Origin of the sequence: Corynebacterium sp. NML140438 (assembly GCF_001875725.1) — a bacterium.
GTDB lineage: Bacteria > Actinomycetota > Actinomycetes > Mycobacteriales > Mycobacteriaceae > Corynebacterium.
Window position 1 is genome coordinate 26,432 of record NZ_MLCQ01000007.1, and the last position, 26,036, is coordinate 52,467.

Consider the following 26,036-nt stretch of genomic DNA (forward strand, 5'->3'; position numbering starts at 1 on the left):
TGTGGGCTTGCTGCCGAGACAACTACAACGCCTCCGGTGGCTACTGTGAGGGCTTCCTCGACCTACGCTGCGTCTACATGTAAAAGAGAAGAGGATTGTGTGCCGCCGATATCGGCGGCACACAATCTATTTTTCTAGGAGCTGGAACATATGCTTGAAGTTAGCGATATCAGCAAAACCCTCTCGGGAAAACCTATTTTCGATGAAGTTAGCCTTTCCGTAAAGCAGGGCGAATTAACTGCTATCACCGGACCATCCGGGAGCGGCAAGACTACCCTACTTAGCTGCATCATCGGAACCATCCAACCAGACTCCGGTACGATTTCACTTTCTGGAAAGACCTACTCAAGGTTCCCCGAAAAAGACCGCCGTAACTTTCGGCTCAAAAATATCGGTGTAGTAGATCAAGGAAACCGCCTCATTGAGGATCTGACATGCCGCGATAACATCCGGCTGATTGCTGAGATGTCCCAAGGTGGAAGAAGGAAGAGTCTCGCTACGGCGAGGGAAATTCTCAAGCAATTAAATATGGAGGCTTATGAAGATCGTTATCCCAGTTTGCTCTCAGGGGTCGAACGTCAACGCATCAGCATTGGATGCGCGCTAGCTAACCGCCCCTCGCTAATTGCTGCAGATGAACCAACCTCCAGTCTCGACGATGAAGCTGCTGGGGTTGTGATGGATCTGTTCCTGAAGTTTGCCCAGCAATTCGAAGTTCCGGTGGTGATGGTTACTCACGATGCCCGAGTAACTAAATATGCATCCGCTATCTACCAGATCGGTGGCTCGCGTGTATCTCGGTAGCCTAGCCAAGCGGAACAGGAGCGAAGTATTCGTTGTGGGATTTTTCAACCTGGCGCTGCTGGTGATCCTGCTTCTTCCGCTCATGGGAATAATGATGCTCGTAAATGCGGATGAACGCACCAACTGGCAGTCTCCGGAGATTATCGCGGGACAGCAGAGCTCCGCAACATGGTGGATCGCTTCCGGCGACGGGGTTTTGGAACTGACATTTATCACGCCTGCTCACCTCAGCAAAGTTCCTCTTCAGGGTCAGGCTCCATCGTTCAATTGTGCCGCGGGAGCAGGTGATAACGCGCCGGACAGGTTCGTTCGATACATGGAGGATTTGGAATGCACTTCCACAATTAAAAAGACGGCGCTCGCAGACTCCCGGATGGTGAACATTGTTATGCCAACAGATAAGGCAGTGGACAGCTCCGTCACTGCAACCAAAGATTCAGCATCTGTAATTGATCAGACCATCATGTATATAGTTTTGGTCTACTTTATTGTTGTCGTGCTTCCTTGCCTGGTGTGTTTTTGGAATGTGTCCAAGATCTTCGACCCTGCATGGGAGGAAACTGCTCGGGTTCTTGCGCTACGAGGCGCCGGGAAGTGGGTCGCGGCTGCGTTGCTGTCGGCTGCACCGTTGGCCGGTCTTCTCGTGAGCGTTGTACTTTCAGTAGCCCCCTTATATCTCGTATCTCGCATTCTCGAAAAGGTGGTTTGGGAAGGCCGTGGGTTCCTCCCTGCGGATGCTTTCGCTGGCCTAATAGGAGCATTTGGCTGTGGGATTCTTATCACCATCATGATGGGTGTCGCGACGTATCTGAGGAGGATGAAACTCTTTGCAACGACTGCATAAATGGCAATTAGCTGCCTTTCCAGTTGGCATAGTAGCAGCGGCCCTGATGGCCATCGCATCCGAGATATTTTCCCTCCCAATCTTGGTTCCTTTAGCCTTCCTCCCTATCATTGCTGGGCTGGTGTATCTTGCGCCATTTCTAGCCCTCGGCGCCGGCTGGTGTTATGAAAAGATCTTCGGCGGAGGGATCCAAGGGACTCTAATATCAGCTTCCCTTCGCTACCGTGCAACCTCCATTGGTTCGAGCGTAGTGCTCTTATTCTGCATCTGCGCAGTATCGACTGTGACAGTTGGTTTAGCGAATGCCGGACTTGGACAGGTGAGCTCGGGACTGAGTTACTGGAAGCCAGGGATTCACTGGGGAGCTCTTCGCGATGATGCTGAGGTTGAGGCCACCTACGAAGAATTCACATCTCCGGGGGTAATGGGAACATTTGGCCAAGGGCGACTATTGCGGGACAACCAACGTTCAATAAACGCGTTCGTTATGTCCTGTCATGAATATGCAGAGCTAGCCACTGACGACCCCGAATGTCCAGCGGATGACGCCGAATCACTGCTGACCCCGGTGGGAATGGACGCAGCAGCTCTATCTTCTCAGTTTGTCATCCCAATCACAGACACTGAACTAGACCTACCGCCACTACGGATCCAAGAAGTTCCCGGACTAACGGAAATTCTCATTTCGACCTCCAGTGAAGAAATCAACAACGTGGGCAGATATCTATACGCAGATTTGGATCAGCTCCCATCTAATGTTGTTTTGTCTGCAACCATGCAAACCAAGTCCGGATTGACATCGCAGGAAAGAATCGACAATGTCAACTCTGCCATGTCATCCGGGTACGGTGACGCTGCATTTGCGTTGACACTCAGTATTATGTTGTTCGGTCTAGCAGCAGTAAGTGGAATCGCTATTGCAGCAATCAGAGACCGCACTAGGTTAGTCAAGGTTCTCACCTTACGGGGAGTACAAAATACGGTCGCCAAGAATCTTATCCGCGTCGAAACGATTAGTCTTACTCTCCCCTTCGTGCTGTTTGGATGTATCAGTGGCACTCTTCTAGCTGCTGCAGTCGCGCGAGTATCTAGCCTAAATCCTTGGGATGCTTTCACTCCTCATGCGCTGGGAATACTGACGGTTTACATTGTCGCAGTACCTATCATCACTGAAATCCAGCTTCGCAGGACGGATGGCCCAGATGATTAATCCTGCATGGTTGGTCCAGCTAGTGGAGCTTCTAATTGTCGACAAACGAAGCTCTGAACAGGCAATCGGCAGATTGCACAGCGACTGAATTACGCGGAAATCACTATCACAAAGAAAGTATCGGCCCTACTGCGTACCCACCGAATGCAGAGTAGAGCGGAGCTGGCAGCTCTGGCGAGTAAGTTCACATAAGTAAAAGGCCCGCCACACGGCGGGCCTTTCATCTCAGCGGATTACTTACGCCAGAAGCTTACTTCGCGGCGTTGACGCGCTCTTCGAGCTTGTCCAGCTGCTCGAAGATTTCCTTCGGAACGCGGTCGCCGAGGCCAGCGAAGTACTCGCGGGCATCCGCGACATCGCCTTCCCACAGCTTCGGATCCGGGTAGAGGGCTTCCTTGACGTCCTCGATTGGCTCGTCGAGACCCTCCAGGTCCAGGTCTTCCGCGCGGGCGGTGTAGCCGACCACGGTCTCTTCTGCGCCGACGCGGCCTTCGATGCGGTCCACGATCCACTTCAGTACGCGGGAGTTCTCGCCGAAGCCTGGCCACAGGTAGCGACCGTCCTCGCCGCGGCGGAACCAGTTCACCAGGAAGATCGCCGGCATGCGGTCGCCGCCTTCGCGGCCCATGTCGATCCAGTGCTGGAAGTAGTCACCGACGTTGTAGCCGATGAACGGCAGCATGGCCATTGGGTCGTGGCGCAGGGAGCCAACCTTCGCCTCAGCGGAGGCTGCGGTCTGGCCGGAGGACAGCATCGCACCGATCATGGTGCCGTGCTCCCAGTCGTGCGCCTGGGTGACCAGTGGCACGGTGTCCGGGCGGCGTCCGCCGAAGAGGATGGCGTCGACCTTGACGCCCTTCCAGTCGTCGTACTCCGGTGCTGCCGTTGGGCACTGCGCGATCGGGGTGCAGTAGCGGGAATTCGGGTGGGCGGCCTTCTCGCCGGACTCCGGGGTCCAGTCGTTGCCGTGCCAGTCCACGAGGTGCGCTGGGGCGTCGCCGTCCATGCCTTCCCACCAGACGTCGCCGTCGTCGGTGAGGCCAACGTTGGTGAACAGGGTGTTGCCCGGCTCCATCGTCTTCATGGCGATCGGGTTGGACTTGTAGTTCGTGCCAGGTGCAACGCCGAAGAAGCCGTTTTCTGGGTTGACGGCGTAGAGGCCGTCCTCACGCAGGTGCATCCAGGCGATGTCGTCGCCGACAACCTCGGAGGTCCAGCCCTCGAGGGACGGGGTGAGCATTGCCAGGTTGGTCTTGCCACATGCGGACGGGAATGCGCCGGTGATGTGGTACACCTTGCCCTCTGGGGAGGTGAGCTTCAGGATGAGCATGTGCTCAGCCATCCAGCCCTCTTCCTTCGCCATGACGGAGGCGATACGCAGGGCGAAGCACTTCTTCGCCAGGATTGCGTTGCCGCCGTAGCCGGAGCCGTAGGACCAGATTTCCTTGGTCTCTGGGAACTGGGAGATGTACTTCGTCTCATTGCATGGCCATGCGACGTCTTCCTGGCCTGGCTCGAGCGGTGCGCCGACGGAGTGGAGGCACGGTACGAACTTGTCACCCTCGATCTTGTCCAGCGCTTCCTGGCCCATGCGGGTCATCACACGCATGGACATGACCACGTATGCGGAGTCGGTGAGCTGTACGCCTAGCTTCGGGTCCGGGTCGCTGATTGGGCCCATGCAGAACGGCACAACGTACATGGTGCGGCCCTTCATGGAGCCGCTGAAGTGCTCGCGCATTTCAGCCTTGAGCTCGGCTGGGTCGCGCCAGTTGTTGGTTGGGCCTGCGCCGTCTTCGTCTTCGGTGGCGATGAAGGTGCGGGACTCAACACGTGCGACGTCGGAAGGGTTCGAGCGCGCAAGGAAGGAGTTCGGACGCTTCTCTTCGTTGAGCTTGATCAGCGTGCCCTTCTCTACCAGCTCGGCTGCGAGGCGGTCCCACTCTTCCTGGGATCCGTCCGCGAAAACCACCTTGTCCGGGTCAAAGAGGTCGACAGCGTCGTTGATCCAAGCAATGAGCTGCTCATTGTCGGTTGGTACGTTGCCTTCGATGCGCTTCACGGCAGTGGTCATAATCTCTCCTGGTCAAAATAGACAAACCTCTAGGTCCCAAGCCTATCGAAATCGCGGTTACGCTGGTCCGTCTCCAGCTTTTCGACGCCCACCCCGGTCATAACCAGTGACATACTTCATAGATACGACCAAGAGTGAGCATGTAAATGTGCCCCGAAAAGGGGTGTGCCCGAACGGTGAGACGTCAATAAATATAGGCCGTACGCAGCGAAAACAACATTCCACGACTGCGCAAACCCGAAAACAAACGTGACCGGACCCACATTCACCCTATTTTGGGGGCAAATGGGGGAATTGCATTTCAATCCACCGTGTGGACAATGAACACGATGAACATGTCTGAGAATTCACGCCCTGGCATGGGCGAACTGCCCCACGGGCGGCCCCCACAAACCGAATTTGATACCGGCCTGGACTACCCGCGCCTCGGCTCGGTGACGTTCCGCCGCGGCACGCTAACGGACAACCAGGAGGCGCTCTTCGACGAGCACTGGCCGCGCCTGGGGCAGATGCTCAGCGACACCCCCATCAACGTCGACGAATGGTTCGGCCGCACGGGCCACCCGACGATCCTCGAGATCGGCTCCGGCACCGGCACCTCCACTGCGGCGATGGCGCCGCTGGAGGCGGACACCAACGTGATTGCGGTCGAGCTGTACAAGCCGGGCCTGGCGAAGCTGCTCGGCTCCGTGGTGCGCGGCGAGATCGAAAACATCCGGATGGTGCGTGGCGACGGCGTCGAGGTGCTGGCCCGCATGTTCGGTGAGGAAAGCCTCGACGGCGTGCGCATCTTCTTCCCGGACCCGTGGCCAAAGGCCCGCCACCACAAGCGCCGCATTATTCAGTCGGGCACGCTGAACCTGATCGCGACGCGCCTGAAGAAAGGCGGCGTGCTGCACGTGGCCACCGACCACGCCGACTACGCCGAGTGGATCGACGAACTTGTCAACGTGGAACCCATGCTGGAATACAAGGGTTGGCCGTGGCCAGAGGCGCCGTTGCTGACAGACCGTCAGGTCATCACTAAATTCGAGGGGAAAGGGTTAGAAAAAGACCACACAATCCGCGAATACCTCTGGGAGAAGAAGTAAACCATGCAGGACCTGCAGGACAAGACGCACCCCTACACGCCAGGCGCAGAGCCAGGCCCCGACACCTACCTGCTCGTCTGGGACGCACCGAACCTTGACATGGGGCTCGGCGCGATCCTCGGCGGGCGGCCTTCCGGGTCGCAGCGTCCGCGTTTCGACGCCCTCGGCCACTGGCTGATCGGGCTCGCGGCGAAGGCCTCGCAGGACACCGGCTCCACCATCGAGCCGGAGGCCACCGTGTTTACCAACGTCGCCGCCCACAACGCCGAATCGGTCCGCCCGTGGGTGGACGCGCTGCGCAACGTGGGTTTCGCGGTCTTCGCAAAGCCGAAGACTGCTGAGGATTCGGACGTCGATCAGGACATGCTCACCCACATCCGCCGCCGTCTCGACGAGGGCGTGCTGCGCGGCGTCGTCGTCGCGTCGGCCGACGGCCAGAACTTCCAGGAGCCGCTCGAGCAGCTCGCGGAAGACGGCCTGCCCGTGACCGTCATCGGGTTTCACGAGCACGCCGCGTGGGCCGTCGACTCCCCGCTGCTGCGCTTCGTGGACCTCGAGGACATCCCGAACGTCTTCCTGGAGCCGCTGCCGCGCATCAACCTGGAATCCCTGCCGGACGGCGGCGCATGGCTGCAGCCGTTCCGCCCGCTGACCTCGTTGCTGCACAACACCAAGGAAAAGTAGGAGCTGGCCGTGTTTTACAGGTGGGGACATTTCGCGTACCGGCAGCGCAAAGTACTGCCGATTGTGGTCATCGCGGTAATCGTGGTGCTGCAGGTGCTCTTCGGCTCCAAGTTGGGCGAGCGCCTCTCGCAGGAAGGCTGGGAGGACCCGCGCGCGGACTCCACCACAGCTGCCACCATCGAGAACGACACCTTCGGTCGCGACAACGCCGGTGATGTCATCCTGCTCGTCCGCGCCCCACAAGGCGTAGCCGACCCCGCCGTATTCAACGAGGCCAACCGGCAAATCGAGGCCTTAAAAACCCAGTTCCCGGACCAGATCGACCACATCACCAGCTACTTCTCCGCGCCGAACCAGCAGCAGATCACCGAGGACGGCACCGCCGCCTTCGCCGCGATCGGCCTGGCCGGCGACGGCGAACAGACGCTGAAAGACTTCCGCACCATCCAACCGGCGCTCAACGACATCACGCTGCCTGGCGACGCCACCGTGCAGATCGCCGGCGCCACCGCCGTCGCCGACGCGCTGGACACCGGCATGGCCAACGACATCGCCCGCGCCGAAAAAGTCGGCCTGGTGTTCGTAGCCATCATCCTGCTGTTCGTCTTCGGTGGCGTGGTCGCCGCGGCGATGCCGCTGATCGTGGGCATCCTGTCCATCATCGGCTCCCTGTCACTGCTGTCCATCCTGGCGCAGTTCCAGCAGGTCAACATCTTTTCCCAGTCGATTATTACGCTGCTCGGCCTGGGCCTGGCCATCGACTACGGCCTGTTCATGGTCTCCCGCTTCCGCGAGGAACTCGACCGCGGGGTGAGCACCGAGGAGGCCGTCGCCGCCACCACAACCACCGCCGGCAAGACCGTGTTCTTCTCCGCCCTGATGGTCGGGGTGGCGCTCTCCGGCCTGCTCATGTTCCCGCAGGCCTTCCTCAAGTCCGTGGCCTACGGCGCAATTAGCGCCGTGATGCTCGCCGCGGTCATCTCCGTGACCATGCTGCCGGCGCTGTTCGGCATGCTCGGGCCGAACATCGATAAGTGGTCGGTGCGGCGGACGTCGCGGAAGGGGCGTCGAATAGAAGACACCGTGTGGTACCGGCTTCCGGCGTGGGCGATGCGCAACTCGAAGAAAGTCGTCGTCGGCGCGACCGGCGCGCTGCTGCTGCTCACCGTGCCGATGGTCGGCATCACCTTCGGTGGCATCAACGAAAGCTACCTGCCACCCAACCAGGAAACGCGGCAGGCGCAGGACGCCTTCAACGAGGAGTTCCCGGCGTTTCGCACCAACCCGATCAAGCTCGTGGTCACCAACGCCACCAACGAGCAACTCGTGGACGTGGTCCTGCAGTCCCGCGAAGTCACCGGCCTAGCCAAGCCGCTCTCCCCATCCCAGGCGACGAAGGACGGCACCACGGTGCTCTCCGCGCCGCTGGCGGACCGCAACGGCGGCCAAGCAGTCGTTGACCAGCTGCGCGCCATCGAGGCGCCAGAGGGCGTCGGCGTCTACATCGCAGGCACCCCTGCCATGGAAGTCGAATCCATCGAGGCCCTTTTGGAGCGGCTGCCGTGGATGGCGCTCTACATGGTGCTGGCCACGTTCCTGCTGATGGCGCTACTGTTCGGATCGCTGATCCTACCGGCGAAGGCCGTCATTATGAACGTACTCGGCATCGGCGCAACCCTCGGGTTCCTCACCCTCGTCTTCGTTGACGGCGTCGGCTCCGACCTGCTCAACTTCACCCCAGGCCCGCTGATGAGCCCAGTGCTGGTCCTCATCATCGCGATCCTCTACGGCCTGTCCACCGACTACGAAGTCTTCCTGGTCTCCCGCATGGTCGAGGCCCGCCACAACCGCGCCACCACGGACCAGTCCATCAAGTACGGCACGGCGCACACCGGCGGCATCATCACCGCGGCCGCCGCCATCATGATCGTGGTCGCCGCAGCCTTCGCCATGAGCGACATCGTCATGATGAAGTACATCGCGTTCGGCATGATCGTCTCCCTGGCCCTCGACGCCACCATCATCCGTCTGCTCATCGTGCCCTCCGTCATGCACCTGTTGCGCGAGGACAACTGGTGGGCACCACGCTGGGTCAAGCGCGCCTACCGCAGCCTCGGCGAAGGCTCCAGCTCCGTCCCGCTTGTCGACGCCCCCTCCGACCCCACCCACACCCCCGTCGACGAAGCGATCGCCCTCGACCCCTCCCCCGCTCGCGCGGGCAGGACCGTCAACGAGGATGCCGACCTTGTCCCCTTCACGGAACTGATGCAGGAACTCGAGACCCGCCGGGCCCTCGAGCAGCTCAAGAAGCGTGAACTTGAACGCTAAGTGGCTGCGCTGGACAGCACCCGTCGTCATCCTGATTGTCGGCCTGGTGCTGTTTCGCGACCGCCTCCCCTTCCTCGGCGAAGCCTGGACCACGCTACGCCGCGCCGACCTGCTGCCGCTCGTCGGCGCGGTGGCCACCGCGTTCGGCGCCATCGCCGCCATGGCCGCCGTGATGCTAGTACTCCTCAACATTGAGGGGCGCATCGCCACCCTGCGCGGCTGTGTGAACATCACGCTCGCCTCTAACGCCTGGTCCACCACCGTCCCCGGCGGCCCGGCACTCTCCGCGTGGCTGACCTTCCGCGTCCACCAGTCCTGGGGCGCCTCCACCGGCCTGTGCGCCTGGTTCTTCGTCGTCTCCGGCGCGCTATCCACGGTCTGGATGGCGCTCATCGGCATCAGCGCCGTCGTGTTCATGGGCGCCAGCCTCTCCGTGTGGGCCCTAGCCGGATCGCTGCTGGGCACTGCCGCCGTGGTTGGCGCCCTCTACTGGGCCACCCGCAACCCCTCCGTGCTGAAACGCTGGCTGCGCTTCCTGCCCGACCGCGTCGCCACCAAAGCCAGCGGCGTCGTCGACCAAGTCGCCACCATCCAAATGTCACGCCGCCGCTTCACCGCAGCCGCCGCATTCTCCCTGCTCAACCAGGTCCTCGACCTGGCCGTGCTCTACTTCTGCGCCTGGTCCGTCCTCGGCACCGCCCCAGGTTTCAACCCCGGCCTCAACCAAACCTCCGCAATGGGCATCACCCTCGCGTTCATCATGACCAAACTCGCCGGTGCCGCCCAAGTCACCCCCGGCGGCGTGGGCACGGTGGAGGCCATCCTCGCCGGGTCCCTGGTCACCGTCGGCCTCACCCTTGTCGACGCCACCGCCGTCACCGTACTCTACCGACTCATCTCCTTCGCCCTCATCACCGCCATCGGCTGGGTCTTCCACACGGCGGAGTACGCCGGGCGCGGCTACATGCTGGGCAAGGCGTGAGGTCGGTGTCGATCTCGGTGTCAGGCGGTCGGCTCGCGCCGGGATCGCTCGCGCGTGCCGCTCGCTCGTACCGCCCACGCCGAAAAAGTTCCCCGGCTCGCCGTTGGTCGCGGAACTTTTTTCGTAGACATTCGTCGCGCCCTGGGAAAACGCGATTGCTGGTCGATGGGAACCGGCCCCTAACGCCAAATAGTTCCCGAGGGCGGGAACGATTTTGGTCTACAGAGGACAAGGCACCACCACCAGACGTGCAACTTGAGCTGCAGAAAGAACACCTAGGGGTCTTCTACCAAACGGTCGATAGAGCTTCGATGAGACTCCACGATGGATTTGGGTTCGTCTGCAAAGAGGCTTTCTGCCATCCGCTAAATGAGCGGTAACCTCAATGTGTTTTCATCTATTACTTCAAAAGACGGCAAATTTTTCATTAAGATAAGTGTCCATTACCCCACTCATGTAGACCATTATTGCCTACCGAAAGGCGGCGACTGATGATTACGTTCTATGATTTTGCAACAACTACAGTCATGTCAGCCATCTTCCTCCTTTGGGCGATAAGCATTACTGTATTGTTCAAAAAGAAAATGAGTGCTCTTTCTGCACTTATATGGCTTGCCACCATAATCGTCCTTCCGGTACTCGGGCCTATCGCTTTTCTTCTGTATGTCGTTCAACAGAAAAGACACGAAGGGGATCCCTGATAGGAAATGACAGAGACACCGTGGAGGAAAGTTTTCTTTTAGGTGGTCATTAAAGCGTACGCAGGTGTGGCGGTACGGGTGCAATTTTGTATCCGTACCGCCACACTCGTGTGTTTCAATGTTCCCTTTGACTCAAAAACTAATCATCGCCGAGCCAGGCTGCATGACTGGTCTCGACGATGAGGGCGAGAACGAGATCTTCCTCTTCATTGACACCATCGATCTTGCCAAGCAAATTGCCGACCATGGACCCTACAGCCTGCCAGCGGTTCTCGACCAACTAGGGCTAGACAATTCTGGCGCGCACGCAGCAGCCGAGGCGATCACCACGGTGAATACGCTCCATGCCCTATTCGGCTTCAAGCGCGGCGAAATAAGGCTCAAATCCTCCGTCAAGGCGAAGTATTCCGTACCACCACCGCCTGACGTACAAGCCCCGCCACCCCACGGCCTCCCCTGGGTAAACGCGGGTACTGGTCGACGGTCGGTCGATAGAGCTTCGATGAGACTCCACGATGGATATGGTTTCGTTCGCGGAGAGGCCTTCTGCAAACCTGACAAGCTGGGCATGGCTACCGCATAAGAGCGACAATTAACGCTGGAAACCAACGGGGAACTGCACTGTCCGCCGAGATTCATCTTCCATGCAACGTGGGCTAAACCGCACACAGCCAATTAAATAATTCCTTAGCTGCAGCATCAGCGCCTCCCGGAGAGCACCACTCACAGTGCGACTCCTTTCGTCCGAAAAATCGATTTTGCAGTCCTCCGCCCCTCTATATTGGCGCCATGTATCACGGAGCTTTCGCTTAAATGAGATCAGTAGCAAAAACGGATCTTGGCCTTTTTACAAAGGCAAACAAGACCCGTTTTCAACCCAGCAACAAACTACGCTCAGCGAGATAAATGAACCTTTATAATACGGCGATCGTAATAATCAACATGGCAATCACGATCGCTGAGATTGTAGCGAATCCAATAACCTTCGGTTTTCCGACAACCACATAGCCTTCAAAACCGTCATCGACGGTCAGATTGCGGGAGGTCACATAAACGATAGGTAGAAGGATCAAAGCCTCCGCAATCCACACCCACAATGGGAAGTTCATTTTATACATTCCAGCAGCAGACCCAGCAGCAATTAAAACTGCAATTGACGCTGCATAGAGAACCAGTGGAACCCGCAATCCCGTTGGGGTCTTTACAATAGTCCTACCGGATACTTTATTCATCCCTTTAAGCCTTCATCCCAGAACCGCTGCACTAGCAGCTCGCTGCAGTAATACCTACACCTACAGCAGCACTGCACCCAAAACCGCCGACACCACCAGTAGCGGCACCGAAGGGGGCACAGACCAATGCATCGGCAGCGAGATTAATACCTAGACTCACCCACTTGTTATCGATGCAACGCGCGGCTTGTCCGCTCACGCTCCCCGCGTAAATTACTCCGTCGGTGTATTTCAAAACAACGCCCTCGGGAAGATCCGCTTTGATGCTCGCAACAAGTTTCCCCTGTGCGTCATAAGTATTGATGAGATTGCCTTCGATCTTGATTTGATCACCATCAAGGACGTTAGGAACGAGAACATTGCTATCAACGTTAAAGCTACGGATCCCGTCTTCTTGTTCAAACCAAAGATCACCTCGATCATTCTGGCCCGAAGATACGGGAGCCGTAGCAGAAGCAGATTCGGCAGCATATGCCGGAGCGTTTACAGTAACCACCCCAGTGAGAGCAGCTGCCACCATAGCCACGACGGGAACAAATCGAGAGACAAGTTTTTTCAACGGACTAGTCCATCCTTTCTGTAGGGTGAAATCATTTTTCACAATCGCGAGGCCGAATATAGCTAAAGACAAGCAAAAAAGCCATCGCTGATTACACACATAAGATATGTACCGTCATTCCACCGCACCTGGAACAATCGATGAACCCACTGAACCCGGCGCAACTGTGTCACGGTTGTGGGAGGACATGCTTCTGACCGATGATGAGGAGTGGCCTCGGTCTTTCGTTAGCGCTGTTGAGTTCTCATCGTTTGTGTCACGACCTCAGCAACGAATTGAAACCGCACAGCGCAGACTGGGAAGCCGGAAAACGAGACGGTAGGTTCTACCAAAACCAAACGGGTCCGATTTGGGCAGGCGTTACTGGTTCACCACTACATGCTTGCCAATCCCGTGACTCTAGCAGGATACGCGACCATTACACGACCGGTACGATCTAAAACACAACACTTATGCTCGAAGCTATCGAACCTTGGGATTAAGGAGCAACCCATGCCAGTATGGATGATTGGTGCTGTGGTTTTTGCCGGCTGCCTGCTCGGCTACGCCATTGGTACTAAAATAAGAAAAGAAGAAAATGATTCAAGTACCCAGGACTGAGTAGTCCACGCGCTCTTCCAGAGCTCATGAAACGCCTGCCCCTTTAGCAGCGTGACACTTCCGTGCTCCCGTTTCGATGATTACTACAATCCTATTGCTACGCTTTGCGGTTTTACCGGGGGTGGCAGGGGAAAACGCAAATCTGTTCACAAATTCGCTAAGCAGGTTTTGTGGCACCTACCAGCGACCTACCAGCACCGCCGGGCACCGGGTTAGACTGTCTGACATGATCAAAAAACCGTACGCAATTGCTGCTGACTACGTTGCCATCGCCGCGTTCGCGCTGCTCGCGCGCATCGCGCACCAGACCGAAGAGATGCCGCTGAACTTCTTCGGCTGGCTGGAAACCTTCCTGCCGTTCGCGACTGGGCTGGGGCTGGCGTGGCTGGCCACCCGCAAGGATAAGGGGTGGCTGATCTGGCTCATCACGATCGTGGTCGGACTGATCATCTGGGGCTTCTACCGCCACAAGTTGCCGCACTACTCGTTCGTCATCGTGGCGAGCAGCATGTCGGCGCTGCTCATGCTCGGATGGCGCGGTGCAGCGAAACTGATCCTGAAGCGGCGTTAGCTCGACAGCCAACCCATGTTGGCCAGGAAGTCGCCGCCTTGGAGGGCGTAGATCATCCACACGAGGTGGTTGATGATGTCACCGGCGATGTCGAGTGCTGAGGAAAGCATGAAATTCTTCTCCTTATGAGTTTTAGAGGGGACTGATGGTGTGCTTCTTCGGCAGGTCTTGCTCTTGTTTGGTGGCAAGTTGGCGAAGGGCGCGTCGTAAAGAGAGGCGGGTTTGGGACGGCTCGATCATCGAGTCGATGAACCCGCGTTCGGCTGCGACGTATGGGGAGGTCATGGTTTCGTCGTAGAAGTCCATGAACATCTTCTTCATCGCCTCGCGCTGAACGGGGTCCTCGATGGCGGCGAGCTGCTTGCCTTGGATCATGACGACGGCGGCGGAGGAGCCCATGACGGCGATCTGGGCGGTGGGCCAGGCGAGGTTGATGTCGCCGGTGAGGTTCTTGGACCCCATGACGGCGTAGGCGCCGCCGTACGCTTTGCGCACGATGAGGGTGACCTTCGGCACGGTGGCCTCGACGACGGCGAACGCGAGTTTGGCGCCGCGGTGGATGAGGCCTTCGCGTTCTTGGTCGACGCCGGGCAGGTAGCCGGGCGTGTCCACGACGAAGACGAGGGGGATGTTGTATGCGTCGCAGGTGCGGATGAAGCGTGCGCCTTTGTCGGCGGCGTCGGCGTCGATGCAGCCGGCCTGGTACATGGGGTTGTTGGCGACGAAGCCGACGGTGCGGCCGTCGATACGGCCGAAGGCGCAGATGAGGTTTTCGGCGTAGCCGGCTTGGATTTCGACGAGGTTGTCGTCGTCGCCGAGCTGGACGAGGAGGTCCATCATGTCGTAGCCGGCGTTGGTGTCGTCGGGCATGAAGGTGTCGAGGGCGGAGTCGTCGAGGTCGTCGTCCTCGGGGGCCCATTCGACGGGGGCTGGGTCGAAGGTGGACGTCGGGAGGTGGGCGAGGAGGTCGCGGACGTAGTCGAAGGCTTCTTCTTCGGAGCCGACGACGGCCTGGATGTTGCCGGATTGTTCCTGGACGCGGGCGCCGCCGAGTTCGGCGGAGGTGATGTCTTCGCCGGTGACTTCGCGGATGACGTTGGGGCCGGTGACGTACATTTCGGACTGGCCGTCGACGGCGACGACGAAGTCGGTGGTCACGGGCGCGTAGACGGCGCCGCCGGCGGATTTGCCCAGCATGATGGAGATCTGCGGGCTGCGGCCGGACAGCGGGAGCTGGCGGCGGGCGATCTCGGAGTACATGGCCAAAGAGGTCACGGCGTCTTGGATGCGGGCGCCGCCGGAGTCTTGGATGCCGATGACGGGGCAGCCAATCTTGATGGCGAATTCCATCACTTCAACGACTTTGCGGCCGAAGGTGACGCCGACGGAGCCGCCGTAGACGGTTTTGTCGTGGGCGTAGATGGCGACGGGGCGGCCGTCGATACGCCCGTAGCCAGTGACGACGCCGTCGGAGTAGACGGCTTTCTCGTCGCCGGGGGTGCGGGCCAGGGCGCCGATTTCGACGAAGGAGCCTTCGTCGAGAAGCGCGGCGATGCGCTGGCGCGGGGTGGTGTTCCCGGCGTCGTCGCGGCGCTTCCGCGAGCGCTCGGAACCGGGGTCCTGCGCTTTTTCTAGACGCGCACGCAGGTCAGCGAGCTTTTCTGCGCTAGTTGCCATTGTCAATCCATTCGTTCATGTGCTTGCCCACGATGCCTACCGCGGGCTCGTCAACTACTGCCAAATGGTCGCCCGGCAGGTGGACGATCGTCAAATCCTTCACGATAGCGCCCCAGCCGCCGTCCTCGTCAATGTGGGCGTAGGCCGGCTCGAGGGTGATCGCGCCGTCGTGCATGCGCTCGGCGCGGAACAGCAGCACGGGCACCTGCACGTCCGCCCAGCGGGCGAAGTCGAGGCGGTTGAGAATCTGGTTATCGACGAAGGAGGCACGCTGGTGTTCCAGCACCCCGGCGGCGAGCCCGTGCTCGGAGGCGTCGGTGGTGGCGAGGAACTCGGCCAGCATGTTGAGAACCGCGTCCTCCCCTGCCGTCTCCAGCAGGTCGAAGGGCACTGGGAAGTCCAGCCCGTAGGTGTCCTTGGCGAACTTGGCGTAGCGCTCCCAGCGCTTCTTGGTTTCTTCTGGGGTGTCGGGGGCGGGTTCGGACGGTTGGGTGGTGTCCAGCAGCGCGATGTAGGCGATGCGGTCGTTGCCCAACTGGTGCGCCACCTCGTAGGCGAGTGCGCCGCCGAAGGACCAGCCCGCGAGCACGACCTTGCCCTCGGGCGCGATGCGGTTGATGTCTTCCACGTAGGCCGCGGCGCGCTCTTCCAGGGTGCCTTCGAGTCGCTCGACGCCGTACACCGCGACGTCGTCCGCTAGTCGACGAGCCAACGGCTGGTACACCGCACTGGACCCACCGGCCGGGTGGAACACGAACACGGGCGGCTTGGTGGTGTGCTCTGGCTGCTGCAAGACGCGGATGTTGCCTTCGACCTCGGTTTCGAGGCCCTCGCGCACGATGTCGGCGAGCGGCTCGAGCGTCTCGGCGTCCTTGACTTGCTCGGCGGTCACGCTAATGCCCGAGCGTTCGCTCAAGTGGTTGGCGATGTTCTCGGCCTGCGCGTCGTCGATGGCGGGCAGTTCGGAGGTCACGCCTGCGGCTGCGGTGCCGGTGAACTTGGCCCACGCGCCGAACACCATGCGCTCCGAGGCGTCGCGTGGTGCGACGCCGACGCCCTGGGCACCCTCCGACTTCTCGGCGGGCTCGGCGGGCTCATCAGCATTATCGACTGGCTCAGAAGCAGGCTCAGGGGCCTCGGACTGCACCCCGGCGACGGCGTCCTCGACGATGCGGATGACGTCGGCGACGGAGGCGTCGCGAAGCGTTTGTACTGGCAGCGGCGGGATTTGGAAGTCGTTCTCCACGCGGTTCTTGATGCGCATGCCCATCAGGGAGTCCAGTCCAAGGTCGATGAGCGGCAGCTCGTCGGGCAGGTCCTCGGCGTCGTAGCCCATGGACTCCGACACGATGGAGCGCAGGCGCTGCGCGACGGACTCGCCGGAGTTCGGGTCCCAGCGGATGGCGTCGACGTCGGCGAGCTCGTCCGCGACCGGCGCGGCGTCACCAGCGGCGTCAGCCACTGCGGCAGGACCAGCAGCCGTTGAGTCCTCCTCAACAGCGCCGCCAAGGTCGAGCGTCGTGGCGAAGCCCTCCGCGAGCAGAGTGTCCTCGTGGAAGACCTTCACGCTTACCCCGCCGAGCGAGGTCGCCGCGATGGTGGTCACGTCGCCCTCGGCAGGAAGTACGTCGTGGTCCTCGTAGGCCACCACCCGGGAGCCGGGCAGGACTTCGGCGGCGACGGCGTCAATAATCTGGTGCGGGCTAAACAGCGTGTCCGCGGCCGTCGAGTACGCGACCTGGCCTTCTGGCAGGCGCACCTTCGCACCGAGCAGCGAGGTGTGCGCAGAGGCGGGGCGCGCGTCGGTCCAGAATTCGGAGCGCTTGAACTGGGTCAGTGGGGCGTCGATACGCGGGCCGCGGCCGTAGAACGCGGTGAAGTCGACGGCGGTGCCGGTGACGTACAGTTTCGCCGCGAGGTCCAGGATGGACTCCACCTCGTCGACCTTGCGCTTGCACGTGAACAGCAGCTGCGCGTCCGGCTTGCCCGAGGCAAACGCGGTGTTCATCAGGCCCATGATCGCCACCGGGTTCGGCGCGACCTCCACGAGTGTGGTGTAGCCCTCGGCAAACGCGGTCTCGGTGGCCTGCTGGATGTAGACCGGCTGGCGCGTCATGCGCAGGAAGTATTCGTCGGTGTGCACGACCTGGCCCGGCTGGTACACAACGTGCTCGTCGACGCTGCTCAGCAGCGGGATCCGCAGCGGGTGCGCCTCAATGCCGGCGATCTGGGCAGCCAAATCGCCCAATATCGGGTCGAGCGCACTCGTGTGCCCGGCGCCGCGCACGCGCATCAGTCGCGCGAACTTACCTTCCTCTTCCAGCTTCTCGACGAGCCCCTTCACCGCACCGACGGGGCCACCGACGGTGAGCATCCCGGGCCCGGCGAACACGGCCGCTTCAACACCCGTGCCCTCCAATTGATCGGCGCTCAATTCGACGACGGCCATGGCGCCCTCGGCGTCGGTGTCGGCGGTGAGCGCTTCGCCCTCACCCATCAGGCGAGCACGGTGGCACGCGATCACCATCGCGTCCTTCGCGCTGATACCGCCGGAGGCGTAGCCCGCAGCGATCTCGCCCATGGACATGCCCATCACGGCTGCCGGGCGGATCCCGGCGGCGTCCAGCATATCGGTCAGCGCGATCTGGTAGGCGGTCACCGCGACTTGGCCGGTCTCGGTGTCGTAGGTCAGCCCGTCGTCCTCGATGATTTCGATGATGGACCAGCCGGCCTCGAACTGGACGATCGAATCCAGCTCACGCATCCGCTGTGCAAACAGTGGCGAGGATGCCATGAGCTGCTTCGCCATCTTGCGGTGCTGGGAGCCGAAGCCGGAGTACACAAACACCGGGCCGAGTGCGTTCGGCGAATCCGCCACGGCGATACCGGGGCCGACCTTGCCCTCAGCGACCTGGCGCAGCCGTTTGACGGCCTCCTCGGTCGTGGCGGCGGTGACCACCGCGGCGGAACGGCCATGGTTACGCAGCGCCAACGACCGCGCAAGAGGAATAAGGTCGGCGTCCGGGCGTCCCTCGAGCGCGTCGGCAAGCCCGGCTGCTGCGGTCTTGCGGCGCGAGGTCAGCAGGCCGCTGACGGGCAGGGTGGCCGTCGATACGCCGGTGAGCGCCTCGGGGCGCTGCGGTGCTGTCTCGTAGTCGGCGGGGTCGAACTCCTTGACCACGACGTGCGCGTTCGTGCCGCCGAAGCCGAAGCCGGAGACTCCCGCCACGCGCTGGCCGGAGTACTGCGGCCACTCGCGCGGGTCCTCGACGACCTCGAGGTTGTTGGCGTCGAAATCGACGTAGCGGTTCGGGCCGGCGAAGTTCGCCATGGCCGGGATCGCATCGTGCTGTAGGGCCTGCACAACCTTGATCAGCGCGGCCACACCCGCGGCCGACTCCGAGTGGCCGATATTGGACTTCGCAGAACCGAGCAGCAACGGCTGGCCAGCATCGCGTCCGGCGCCGCAGACCTGCCCCAGCGCGGTCGCCTCGATCGGGTCGCCGAGGATCGTGCCGGTGCCGTGGGCCTCCACAAGGTCGACGGTGCGTGGGTCCACGCCCGCGTCGGCGTACGCCTGCTGCAGCACGTCTACCTGGGCCTCCGGGTTCGGGGCGGTCAGGCCGTTGGAGTGGCCGTCCGAGTTGGTGGCGCTGCCCTTGATCACGGCGAGGATGTCGTCGCCGTCGGCGATGGCGTCCTCGACGCGCTTGAGCACGATGAACCCGGCTGCTTCCGAGCGGACGATGCCGTCCGCGTCATCAGAGAATGCGTGGATCTTCCCGGAGGGCGAAATCACGCCCAGCTCCGAGAACATCAGGGAAGCGAACGGGTTGGCCAGGATGTTCACGCCACCGGCGAGGGCGACGTCGGCTTCGCCCTCGCGAAGGGCGCGCACCGCGTGGTGTACCGACACCAGCGAGGAGGAGCAGGCCGTGTCCACGTTCATGGAGGGCCCACGGAAGTCGAAGGCGTAGGAGATCCGGTTCGGGATCACCGCGCTGGACGCGCCGGTCAGCGCGTACGGGTGCGCCTGCGCCGGGTCGGCACCCATGAGCATGCCGTAATCGTTATTCGAGGAACCGACGAACACGCCCACACGCTGCCCACGTAGCGAGTCGGCGGGGATGTGGGCGTCCTCAAGCGCCTCCCAGGCGACCTCCAGCATGATGCGCTGCTGCGGATCGATGTTCTTCGCCTCCAGCGGGGACAGGCCGAAGAACTCGTTGTCGAAGGCCGCAATGTCGTCGAGGTAGCCGCCGTCGGTGGCTTCTTCGCGCATCTTGGTGCGCAGGAACGGATCCGAGTTGTACTCGGACCAGCGGCCCTCCGGCAGCGGGCCGGTCGTGACCTCGCCTGCGGCGAGCAGCTCCCAGTACTCGTCCACGTTATTCGCGCCCGGGAACCGCCCGGCCGTGCCAACGATGGCAATGTCGTGGCCCTTCGCCTCCACGTCGCGGCCGGTGGCGACGACGTTCGACGCCGCCGGGGCGTCAGCAGTCAGCGCGTGGGCCAAGGCAGCGATCGTCGGGTACTGGTAGGCCACGGTGGGGTCGATGCGTCGGCCCAGTAACTTCTCCAGTTCCCCGGAAAGCACCACTGCGTCGCGGGAGGAAAGCCCGTAGGACTCGAACGGGGTGGTCGCGTCAACGCTTTCCACTCCGGTCGTCTCCGCAACCCACTGTTGCAGCCACTGGATCAATGCATTCTCACTCATAGCATCCAACCCTATCGGTCGTGCCTTTCTTTTCGTTATCAGCCTTGGTAGTTCTTCGCGTTGACCTGGCGCGCAATCTTGCCCGAGGAGGTACGCGCGATCTCGCCCGGCGCGTAGAAACGGATGTCCGCCGGCGCCAGGCCGTGCTTCGCGGTCACGGCGGAGCGGATCGCGGCGATGGCGTCGGCGTCGCCGTCCGGGGTGGCGGTGTCCGCGCGCTCTACCAGCAGCACCAGCTTTTCGACGTCCTCCCCCGGCACCGCAAACGCCGCCACCGAATCCTTGCGCACATGTTCGCTGGCCTCCATGACGGTGGCCTCGATGTCCTGCGGGTAGTGGTTACGTCCTGCGACGACGATGAGGTCCTTGACGCGGCCGGTGATGTAGAGGTGGCCGTCGAGAAGCGTGCCGAGGTCCCCTGTTGCCAGCCAGCCGTCCTTCGGCAGGCCTTCCTGGAGCGTGGCGCCGATGGTGTTGCCGAAGGTGTCGGCGGTGTCGCGCTCGCGGTCCTGGTAGCCGAGGGCGATGTTCGGGCCGTGTGCCCACAGCTCGCCGATGGTGCCAGGCGCGACCTCGTCGTGGGTCTGCGGGTCGACGACGGCGAAGTGCATCCAGGACACCGGCTGGCCGTTGGAGGCCATCACAACGCCGTCATCTGTCTCTACCGCAAGCCCCTCAGTGAGCTTGTCGCGGTCGAGGGCGACGAACTTGGGGCGGTCCGGGGTCTGCGGGGTGGAAACGAGCAGGGTCGCCTCCGCGAGCCCGTAGGAGGGGCGCATCGCTTTGCGCTCCAGGTTAAAGCCCTCGTAGGCCGCAATGAAGCTGTCGACGCTCGGCTTCGTCACCGGCTCAGAACCGATGACGAGGGCGTCGAGGACGGACAGGTCCAGGTCCTGCGGCGCGTGCCCGACGGCACGAGCGCACAGCTCGAGCGCGAAGTTGGGCGCCGCGGTGAAGACGTGGATGTCCTCCGGGTCGCTCTCGCAGCGGCCGAGGCGTTCCACCCAGCGCATCGGCTGCTGGATGAAGTCACGCGGGGTGAATAGCTCGAACTCGCTGCCGAGGATGATCAGCATCATCGAGATGATGATGCCCATGTCGTGGTGCAGCGGCAGCCAGCACGGCACGCGCATCGGCTGTTCCAGCTTCGCCGCCGTGTAAATCTGGATGACGTTGGACACGATGGACTCGTTGGTGAGCATCACGCCGGCCGGGTTGCGGGTAGAGCCGGAGGTGTACTGCAGGAAGGACACATGGTCCGACGTATCGACGGCCTCCTCCGCCTGCCCAGCCACCCAGCCGGCAGCGAGCGTGTCCGGCAGTGCGTCGACCGCGATGATGCGCGGGCGTTCCTTGCCCGGCAACTCCGCGAAGAAGGCGCGCACTGCTGGCGCGCCCTGCTTGTTGGTGAGCACCACGTTGGCCTCGGCGTCGGCGAGGACGGCGCGCAGGTGGCCTTCGTGGCCTGGCTCGGTCGGGTCGTAGAGCGGCACAGGGACCTGGCCGGCGTACATGGCGCCCATGAAGCCGAAGATGTACTCGGGGCAGTTGCCGGCCAGGATGGCCACGCGGTCCCCCGGCTTTCCGATCTGCTGCAAGCGTGCCGCCACCGACTTGATGCGTGTGTTCACTTCCGCGCGCGTGAAGGTGCGCAGCGCCCCGTCAGGGTCCGCGGAGTAGTCCCACGAGCGGATGTTGACGGTGTCTGTCGCACCGGCCTGGGCCGCCGCCCCGTAGAGCATCTCGGTCAGGGCCGGGATGGTGAAGTTCGGCGGGAGTTTGATCTGGCCGGTTTCGTCGATAAACCGCTGAATCAGTGCTTGGAGATCCATGGGCACTCCTTGTGTCAGGTCTTGTCAGGTCCTAGAAATTGGTTAGTTTCTAGAAAGAATCAATTACGGACATCGACCAATCTACAGCCCATTGCGGCGTAGTGGTACCCGGAATCACATCCGGGTTCGAGGCATACATCGCGTGATTGCCGTTGGCCAGCAACAATGCAGCCGCACGGTCCACCGCATTTCCGATATTTTGCGGCGCGTCACAGATGGAATCATTCGGCGCACAAATCTCGTACGCGCGGTCAGCCACCTGACCGAAGCCACCCGGCCGCGCTCCGGTCATCGTCGCGCCCGGTGTCGCCGCGCTCACCACCATCTGCAGCGGGCGCAGCGCAATCTCTGCACCAACACCGGCCAACTCAACGCCCGGGTTCATGCCGACGCCGTTCTCGCGGCGCCCGTCCGCAATCATCAGCGACCCCAGCAGGCGCTCCGGCGGCAACGCGTGCGTACCCGCGCCAATCTGGCTCGTAATATCGCCCGCAATCACCGCACCCTGGGAGAAACCAGCCACAATGAACTTCGTCTTCGAGCACTGCTCCGCCACAAACGCGATCTCGCCGTTCGCACGCGCCGTACCCTCAGCACGGGAGTCGTCGTAGCTCATCTCATTGCGGCCCTGAGGCGTCTGGATGTTCCGGAACTGCGCCGTGTACGGCACCGTGAACACGCGCACCTGGTCAATCGGGTAGCGCTCCTGCAGCGGCTTCGTAATCGACAGCATGAAGCTGTTCGGGTTCGCCTGCGGGGCGAAGGGGTCGTCGTCAATTGACGACTCCCACGTGCCCGGAATCGAGACAAACTCCACCGAGGGACACCACTCCGGCTCCTGGCGGGCCTCCGTCGAGCCACCCGGCTCACCAGGCTCCACCACACGCGGTCCGTCCTGGCTCTTCAACCATTGGAAGACCCCCAGCCCAATCGCCGCCAGCACCACAATAACCGCAGCTACAACGCCTGCTCTGCGCATACTACTCCCTTACTTGCACAGCTTGGACTGCGCGGTTTCAGCAATCAGCGTCGCCACAGCATTCGCATCCAGGTCGGTGCGGCGCTGCTCGACCAACTGTCCCGCGACCGCATCGCGCGTCACGGAGTCACCATTGCACACCGTCGCGCCCGTCGCCGTCAACTGATCCTCGACGCCCTTCACGTTCACGCCGCTTTGCTGCAGCTGGTCGAGGAACGCCTGCTCCTTCGGGCTAAACGTCGGCGCCTGCTCCGGAATCGAGGTCACCTCGCGCGCCGGCTGATCCGCCGGGCCCGCATGTTTCGACGCCGGCGCCGCGGTCCCCGACGTCGTCGCCTTCGTAGTGCCCGACGCCGACGCGCTTGCCGTCGGCGGGGCCTGCGTCCCCTGAGTCGCGGTCACGTCATCGCTGTTCACCGTCGTGCCACCGCAGGCCGCCAGGCCCAACGCGAGGCAGAGGCTTGCGCTCGTCAGCAGTCGCTTCATCGCCGCTCCTTACTTCCTGTTACTTCCGCTCGCGGACCACGCCGTTGACCTGCTCCAGTGTTCCGTGCTGGAAGTCAATCACCAGCCCACCGGCAGGGATCTCACGCATATCCGAGGTCGGCCAGCCCATCGCACCCTGCTCGTAGCCGCGCTTGCCCCACTCCTCGAAGATGTCGCCATAGAGCACCACGTGCGCGCCGGTCTCCGGCGACCAGTAAATGTTGCCCTTCTCGAACTGCTGGAAGAACCCACCACGGATCGCAATCTCGTTGCTCTTCGGGTAGCCCAGCGCGCTCGTTGCGGTGCCCAGCTCGCCGTACTTCTCCGCGATCGCGCCGTGGACAATGTTGTGGCTCTTGTCCGGGTTACGGGTCAGAAACCCGCCCTGGAACTTCTGCACGTAGCCGTTGCCCACCTGGTTCGCCTCAGCAACCGGGTACTTCAGGTCGCCCGTCTCGTAGCCGTTCTCACCCCAGGCCTTGAACATGTCACCAGGGATGGCGTAGGCGCCGGTCTGTGGCGTCCAGTAAATCGAGCCGTTCTCGAAGTGGACGAAGCGGCCAACGCCGTCCGGCGTCGAGGTCTCACCCGTGGTCGGGAAACCAAGCCAGCTCTGCGCCCCACCCAGGCCACTGTACTTCGCCAAAATCGCACCGAACAGCGGGTACGCACCCGTCTTCGGGGACCAGAACGCAGTACCACCACGGAAGTCCTCAGCCTTACCCTTACCGCCAGCGACGTCGTACTCGTTATTCACGCAGCTACCGATCACGCCCGACTTCGTTGCCTCAGCAATCGCGCCCACCGGGTTGCAGTCCGAACCGCGGTCCGCCTCCGCCATCGCCAACGCATTCGCGATGTACGGCCACGCCTGCGTCATCTCAAACTGCCAGTACTCCCACGAGTGCACGCCCGACGGACGGAACTTCACAACCGGCTTCACCGGCGTCCGCGACGCGTAATCGACGAAGGTCTGCGTCGACAAGCGCGAAATCACCTCGAGCCCGACACCCGCCGGGTTCGCCGCACCCTTCGCCACCGACTCCGGGTTACCAAAATCATCGCGACCCGAACCCGAGGACACGTACACCGTCATGTCCTTCAGCGCCTCAATGCCAAGCTTCGGATCGTGGTCAATCCAATCCTGCGACCCAGCCGGGCCCCACATCGCCTCCGAGTCGTAGCCACCCGCATCCATCTGCGCGGCCTTAATCGCCGTCGGCATACCAGTGGTCGTCGTGTCCAAATAGCCAGAGAAGGAACCCACGAACTTAAACAAGTGCGGGTTGCGCTCCGCCAAGTTCACCGCGGCAGTACCACCCATCGAGATACCCACCACAGCGCGACTACCGTTCGAGCGGAACTCGTTATTCAGCACCGGGACGAGCTCCTTCGTCAGGAAGGTCTCCCACTTGTAGTTCTTCCCATTGTTCGGGCGCTGCCAATCCGAGTAGAACGACGACTCGCCACCAACCGGCAGAATCACGTTCACGTTCTTGTCAGCGTAGAACTGCTCAATGTTGGTCTCGATGGTCCAGCCGTTCTCATCATCACGCGCACGCAGACCATCCAGCGCCCACACCTCCGGGAACTTCGCCTGCGGATTCGAGTGCCAATCACGCGCCAGCAGGATCTGCACCTGCATCAGCTGCTCCGGCATCGCCGCCGAACGAATAAACACAGCCACGCGGCGGTTCGTCAACCACTCAATGCGGTCCACGCTCACTCCCGCAGGCAGGCCCGGAATTTGCGGGTTCTTATCAACCTCAATCGGCGTCCGCTTCGGCGGATCCGACGGCCGAATATTGTCCGACAGCCCACCACGGTTACTCGACAGCGGCAGCGCCGACTGCGCCACAGCCGACGTCGATACCACCGGAACTAACGACGCCACCATCGGCACCGCCGCCGCAACAATCGCAGCCTTCTTCATCCGATTCATAGGGGAATGGGTCTCACGCATGAATTTCCTGCCTCAACTCTTCTTCTGGGCTTCTGCCACTTTTAGGTTTTAGGTGTGCACAACCAGCGCCGCGTGCTCTTCGGCAAACTCCGAGGGTTCCCCTCCCCCGGAATCAACCAGCGACGGCGCCAACAAATCACCCTAAAGGTTAAGTATGCCTTGAGAGTTTAGCCACCAGACACGCCGGTGCGCCACCAAGATTTTTGCTAAGCGGGTAACTCCGCACCAAATTCCCTCGGCGAGAGTCAGCGACCTGGGTGTTTGCAGATCGCCACGCAAAAATCCAGGAATTTGGTGTCAGGCCAGGTGGGGTGCGCACCACATTCCCGCATGCAAGTCCGGCGACCTGGGCAAACGTAAAACCCACCCGCTGAAATGCTGGAATTTGGTGCAGGGTCGAGTGGGGAAGTGACAAAAGACACATCCCCAAAAGTGCTGGACATTCAAACCTGCAGGTAGATAAAGGGCTATATATATTAGGGTGCGTCTTTTGTCACTGACACCCCGAGCAAGCGCACCAAATTCCCTCGCGCGATCCCAATGGCCAGGGGCAACGCAAAACCAAAACCCCGAAACGCTTTGTGTCAAGTGGTTGTGAACGTGTTTGGGTGTTAGATCGTGATGGGTTGTGGGGTTGGGGCGGTGTGGGTGGTGGTGCGGATGATGCTGACTTCTGCTGGAAGACCTGTGCCAGCTGCGGTG

The 26,036-nt window shown here is 61.5% G+C and carries 18 protein-coding genes; 9 read left to right on the forward strand and 9 right to left on the reverse strand.

The features are described from left to right. The first annotated feature begins 150 nt into the window (after positions 1-150). Genes BJP08_RS01355 through BJP08_RS01365 form a run of 3 tightly spaced genes read left to right on the forward strand, consistent with a single transcriptional unit; the run spans position 151 to position 2,858 of the window. On the forward strand, positions 151-804 hold the full coding sequence (locus BJP08_RS01355) for an ABC transporter ATP-binding protein (protein WP_071567910.1): 654 nt from the start codon (positions 151-153) through the stop codon (positions 802-804). A gap of 34 nt (positions 805-838) precedes the next feature. Then, complete coding sequence (locus BJP08_RS01360) at positions 839-1,648, forward strand: hypothetical protein (RefSeq protein WP_070975627.1); 810 nt, start codon at positions 839-841, stop codon at positions 1,646-1,648. Next, positions 1,632-2,858 carry a hypothetical protein gene (locus BJP08_RS01365; protein WP_143109972.1) on the forward strand — a complete coding sequence of 409 codons (1,227 nt, stop codon included), beginning with the start codon at positions 1,632-1,634 and terminating at the stop codon, positions 2,856-2,858. The genes BJP08_RS01360 and BJP08_RS01365 overlap by 17 nt, the downstream gene beginning before the upstream one ends. Before the next feature lie 250 nt (positions 2,859-3,108). Here BJP08_RS01365 and BJP08_RS01370 read toward each other — a convergent pair whose 3' ends face one another. Then, the gene (locus BJP08_RS01370; protein WP_071567912.1) at positions 3,109-4,932 is read right to left on the reverse strand and encodes a phosphoenolpyruvate carboxykinase (GTP); all 1,824 of its coding nucleotides are present in this window, start codon (positions 4,930-4,932) and stop codon (positions 3,109-3,111) included. A 329-nt stretch (positions 4,933-5,261) separates the two neighbouring features. On the opposite strand from BJP08_RS01370, the gene trmB reads away from it, so the two are divergent. The 5 genes from trmB to BJP08_RS01400 all read left to right on the forward strand — a co-directional run bounded on the left by trmB (position 5,262) and on the right by BJP08_RS01400 (position 11,301). Next, the gene (trmB, locus tag BJP08_RS01375; protein ID WP_071567913.1) at positions 5,262-6,023 is read left to right on the forward strand and encodes a tRNA (guanosine(46)-N7)-methyltransferase TrmB; all 762 of its coding nucleotides are present in this window, start codon (positions 5,262-5,264) and stop codon (positions 6,021-6,023) included. 3 nt (positions 6,024-6,026) lie between these two features. After that, complete coding sequence (locus tag BJP08_RS01380) at positions 6,027-6,707, forward strand: NYN domain-containing protein (protein WP_071567914.1); 681 nt, start codon at positions 6,027-6,029, stop codon at positions 6,705-6,707. A gap of 9 nt (positions 6,708-6,716) precedes the next feature. Continuing rightward, positions 6,717-9,035, forward strand: coding sequence for an MMPL family transporter (locus BJP08_RS01385; RefSeq protein WP_071567915.1), 2,319 nt, complete (start codon positions 6,717-6,719; stop codon positions 9,033-9,035). After that, positions 9,019-10,017, forward strand: a complete 999-nt coding sequence (locus tag BJP08_RS01390; protein WP_255364719.1) for a YbhN family protein — start codon at positions 9,019-9,021, stop codon at positions 10,015-10,017. Before BJP08_RS01385 ends, BJP08_RS01390 begins: the two co-directional genes overlap by 17 nt. A gap of 828 nt (positions 10,018-10,845) precedes the next feature. After that, positions 10,846-11,301, forward strand: a complete 456-nt coding sequence (locus BJP08_RS01400) for a hypothetical protein (protein WP_143109973.1) — start codon at positions 10,846-10,848, stop codon at positions 11,299-11,301. Between the two features lie 331 nt (positions 11,302-11,632). Here BJP08_RS01400 and BJP08_RS11320 read toward each other — a convergent pair whose 3' ends face one another. Next, complete coding sequence (locus BJP08_RS11320; protein WP_143109974.1) at positions 11,633-11,950, reverse strand: hypothetical protein; 318 nt, start codon at positions 11,948-11,950, stop codon at positions 11,633-11,635. 31 nt (positions 11,951-11,981) lie between these two features. Further along, complete coding sequence (locus tag BJP08_RS01410) at positions 11,982-12,551, reverse strand: hypothetical protein (protein ID WP_255364720.1); 570 nt, start codon at positions 12,549-12,551, stop codon at positions 11,982-11,984. Positions 12,552-13,335: 784 nt separating this feature from the next. On the opposite strand from BJP08_RS01410, the gene BJP08_RS01415 reads away from it, so the two are divergent. Next, entirely contained in the window at positions 13,336-13,680 is a 345-nt protein-coding gene (locus BJP08_RS01415) for a DUF3054 domain-containing protein (RefSeq protein WP_071565725.1), read from the forward strand. Positions 13,681-13,812: 132 nt separating this feature from the next. On the opposite strand, the gene BJP08_RS01420 is transcribed toward BJP08_RS01415, so the two are convergent. From BJP08_RS01420 to BJP08_RS01445, 6 genes are read right to left on the reverse strand one after another with little or no spacing between them, the layout of a single operon-like run. Further along, entirely contained in the window at positions 13,813-15,357 is a 1,545-nt protein-coding gene (locus BJP08_RS01420; protein WP_071567919.1) for an acyl-CoA carboxylase subunit beta, read from the reverse strand. Next, positions 15,347-20,074 carry a type I polyketide synthase gene (locus BJP08_RS01425; protein ID WP_071567920.1) on the reverse strand — a complete coding sequence of 1,576 codons (4,728 nt, stop codon included), beginning with the start codon at positions 20,072-20,074 and terminating at the stop codon, positions 15,347-15,349. The genes BJP08_RS01420 and BJP08_RS01425 overlap by 11 nt, the downstream gene beginning before the upstream one ends. A gap of 38 nt (positions 20,075-20,112) precedes the next feature. Further along, positions 20,113-21,906, reverse strand: coding sequence for a FadD32-like long-chain-fatty-acid--AMP ligase (locus BJP08_RS01430; RefSeq protein ID WP_071567921.1), 1,794 nt, complete (start codon positions 21,904-21,906; stop codon positions 20,113-20,115). Between the two features lie 49 nt (positions 21,907-21,955). Continuing rightward, a complete protein-coding gene (locus BJP08_RS01435; RefSeq protein WP_071567922.1) occupies positions 21,956-22,885 on the reverse strand; it encodes a cutinase family protein in 930 nt (309 codons plus the stop codon). A gap of 9 nt (positions 22,886-22,894) precedes the next feature. Further along, entirely contained in the window at positions 22,895-23,371 is a 477-nt protein-coding gene (locus BJP08_RS01440) for a DUF732 domain-containing protein (protein WP_071567923.1), read from the reverse strand. Between the two features lie 19 nt (positions 23,372-23,390). Further along, positions 23,391-25,334 (reverse strand): alpha/beta hydrolase-fold protein, encoded by a 1,944-nt coding sequence (locus BJP08_RS01445; protein WP_071567924.1) that lies wholly within the window; start codon positions 25,332-25,334, stop codon positions 23,391-23,393. Between the last annotated feature and the right edge of the window lie 702 nt (positions 25,335-26,036).

Coding starts and splice junctions, on each gene's coding strand:
- trmB (WP_071567913.1), top strand. CDS start 5,262: ATGAACATGTCTGAGAATTCACGCCCTGGCATGGGCGAACTGCCCCAC.
- BJP08_RS01435 (WP_071567922.1), bottom strand. CDS start 22,885: ATGCGCAGAGCAGGCGTTGTAGCTGCGGTTATTGTGGTGCTGGCGGCG.
- BJP08_RS01425 (WP_071567920.1), bottom strand. CDS start 20,074: ATGAGTGAGAATGCATTGATCCAGTGGCTGCAACAGTGGGTTGCGGAG.
- BJP08_RS01420 (WP_071567919.1), bottom strand. CDS start 15,357: ATGGCAACTAGCGCAGAAAAGCTCGCTGACCTGCGTGCGCGTCTAGAA.
- BJP08_RS01430 (WP_071567921.1), bottom strand. CDS start 21,906: ATGGATCTCCAAGCACTGATTCAGCGGTTTATCGACGAAACCGGCCAG.
- BJP08_RS11320 (WP_143109974.1), bottom strand. CDS start 11,950: ATGAATAAAGTATCCGGTAGGACTATTGTAAAGACCCCAACGGGATTG.
- BJP08_RS01445 (WP_071567924.1), bottom strand. CDS start 25,334: ATGCGTGAGACCCATTCCCCTATGAATCGGATGAAGAAGGCTGCGATT.
- BJP08_RS01370 (WP_071567912.1), bottom strand. CDS start 4,932: ATGACCACTGCCGTGAAGCGCATCGAAGGCAACGTACCAACCGACAAT.
- BJP08_RS01415 (WP_071565725.1), top strand. CDS start 13,336: ATGATCAAAAAACCGTACGCAATTGCTGCTGACTACGTTGCCATCGCC.
- BJP08_RS01355 (WP_071567910.1), top strand. CDS start 151: ATGCTTGAAGTTAGCGATATCAGCAAAACCCTCTCGGGAAAACCTATT.
- BJP08_RS01380 (WP_071567914.1), top strand. CDS start 6,027: ATGCAGGACCTGCAGGACAAGACGCACCCCTACACGCCAGGCGCAGAG.
- BJP08_RS01440 (WP_071567923.1), bottom strand. CDS start 23,371: ATGAAGCGACTGCTGACGAGCGCAAGCCTCTGCCTCGCGTTGGGCCTG.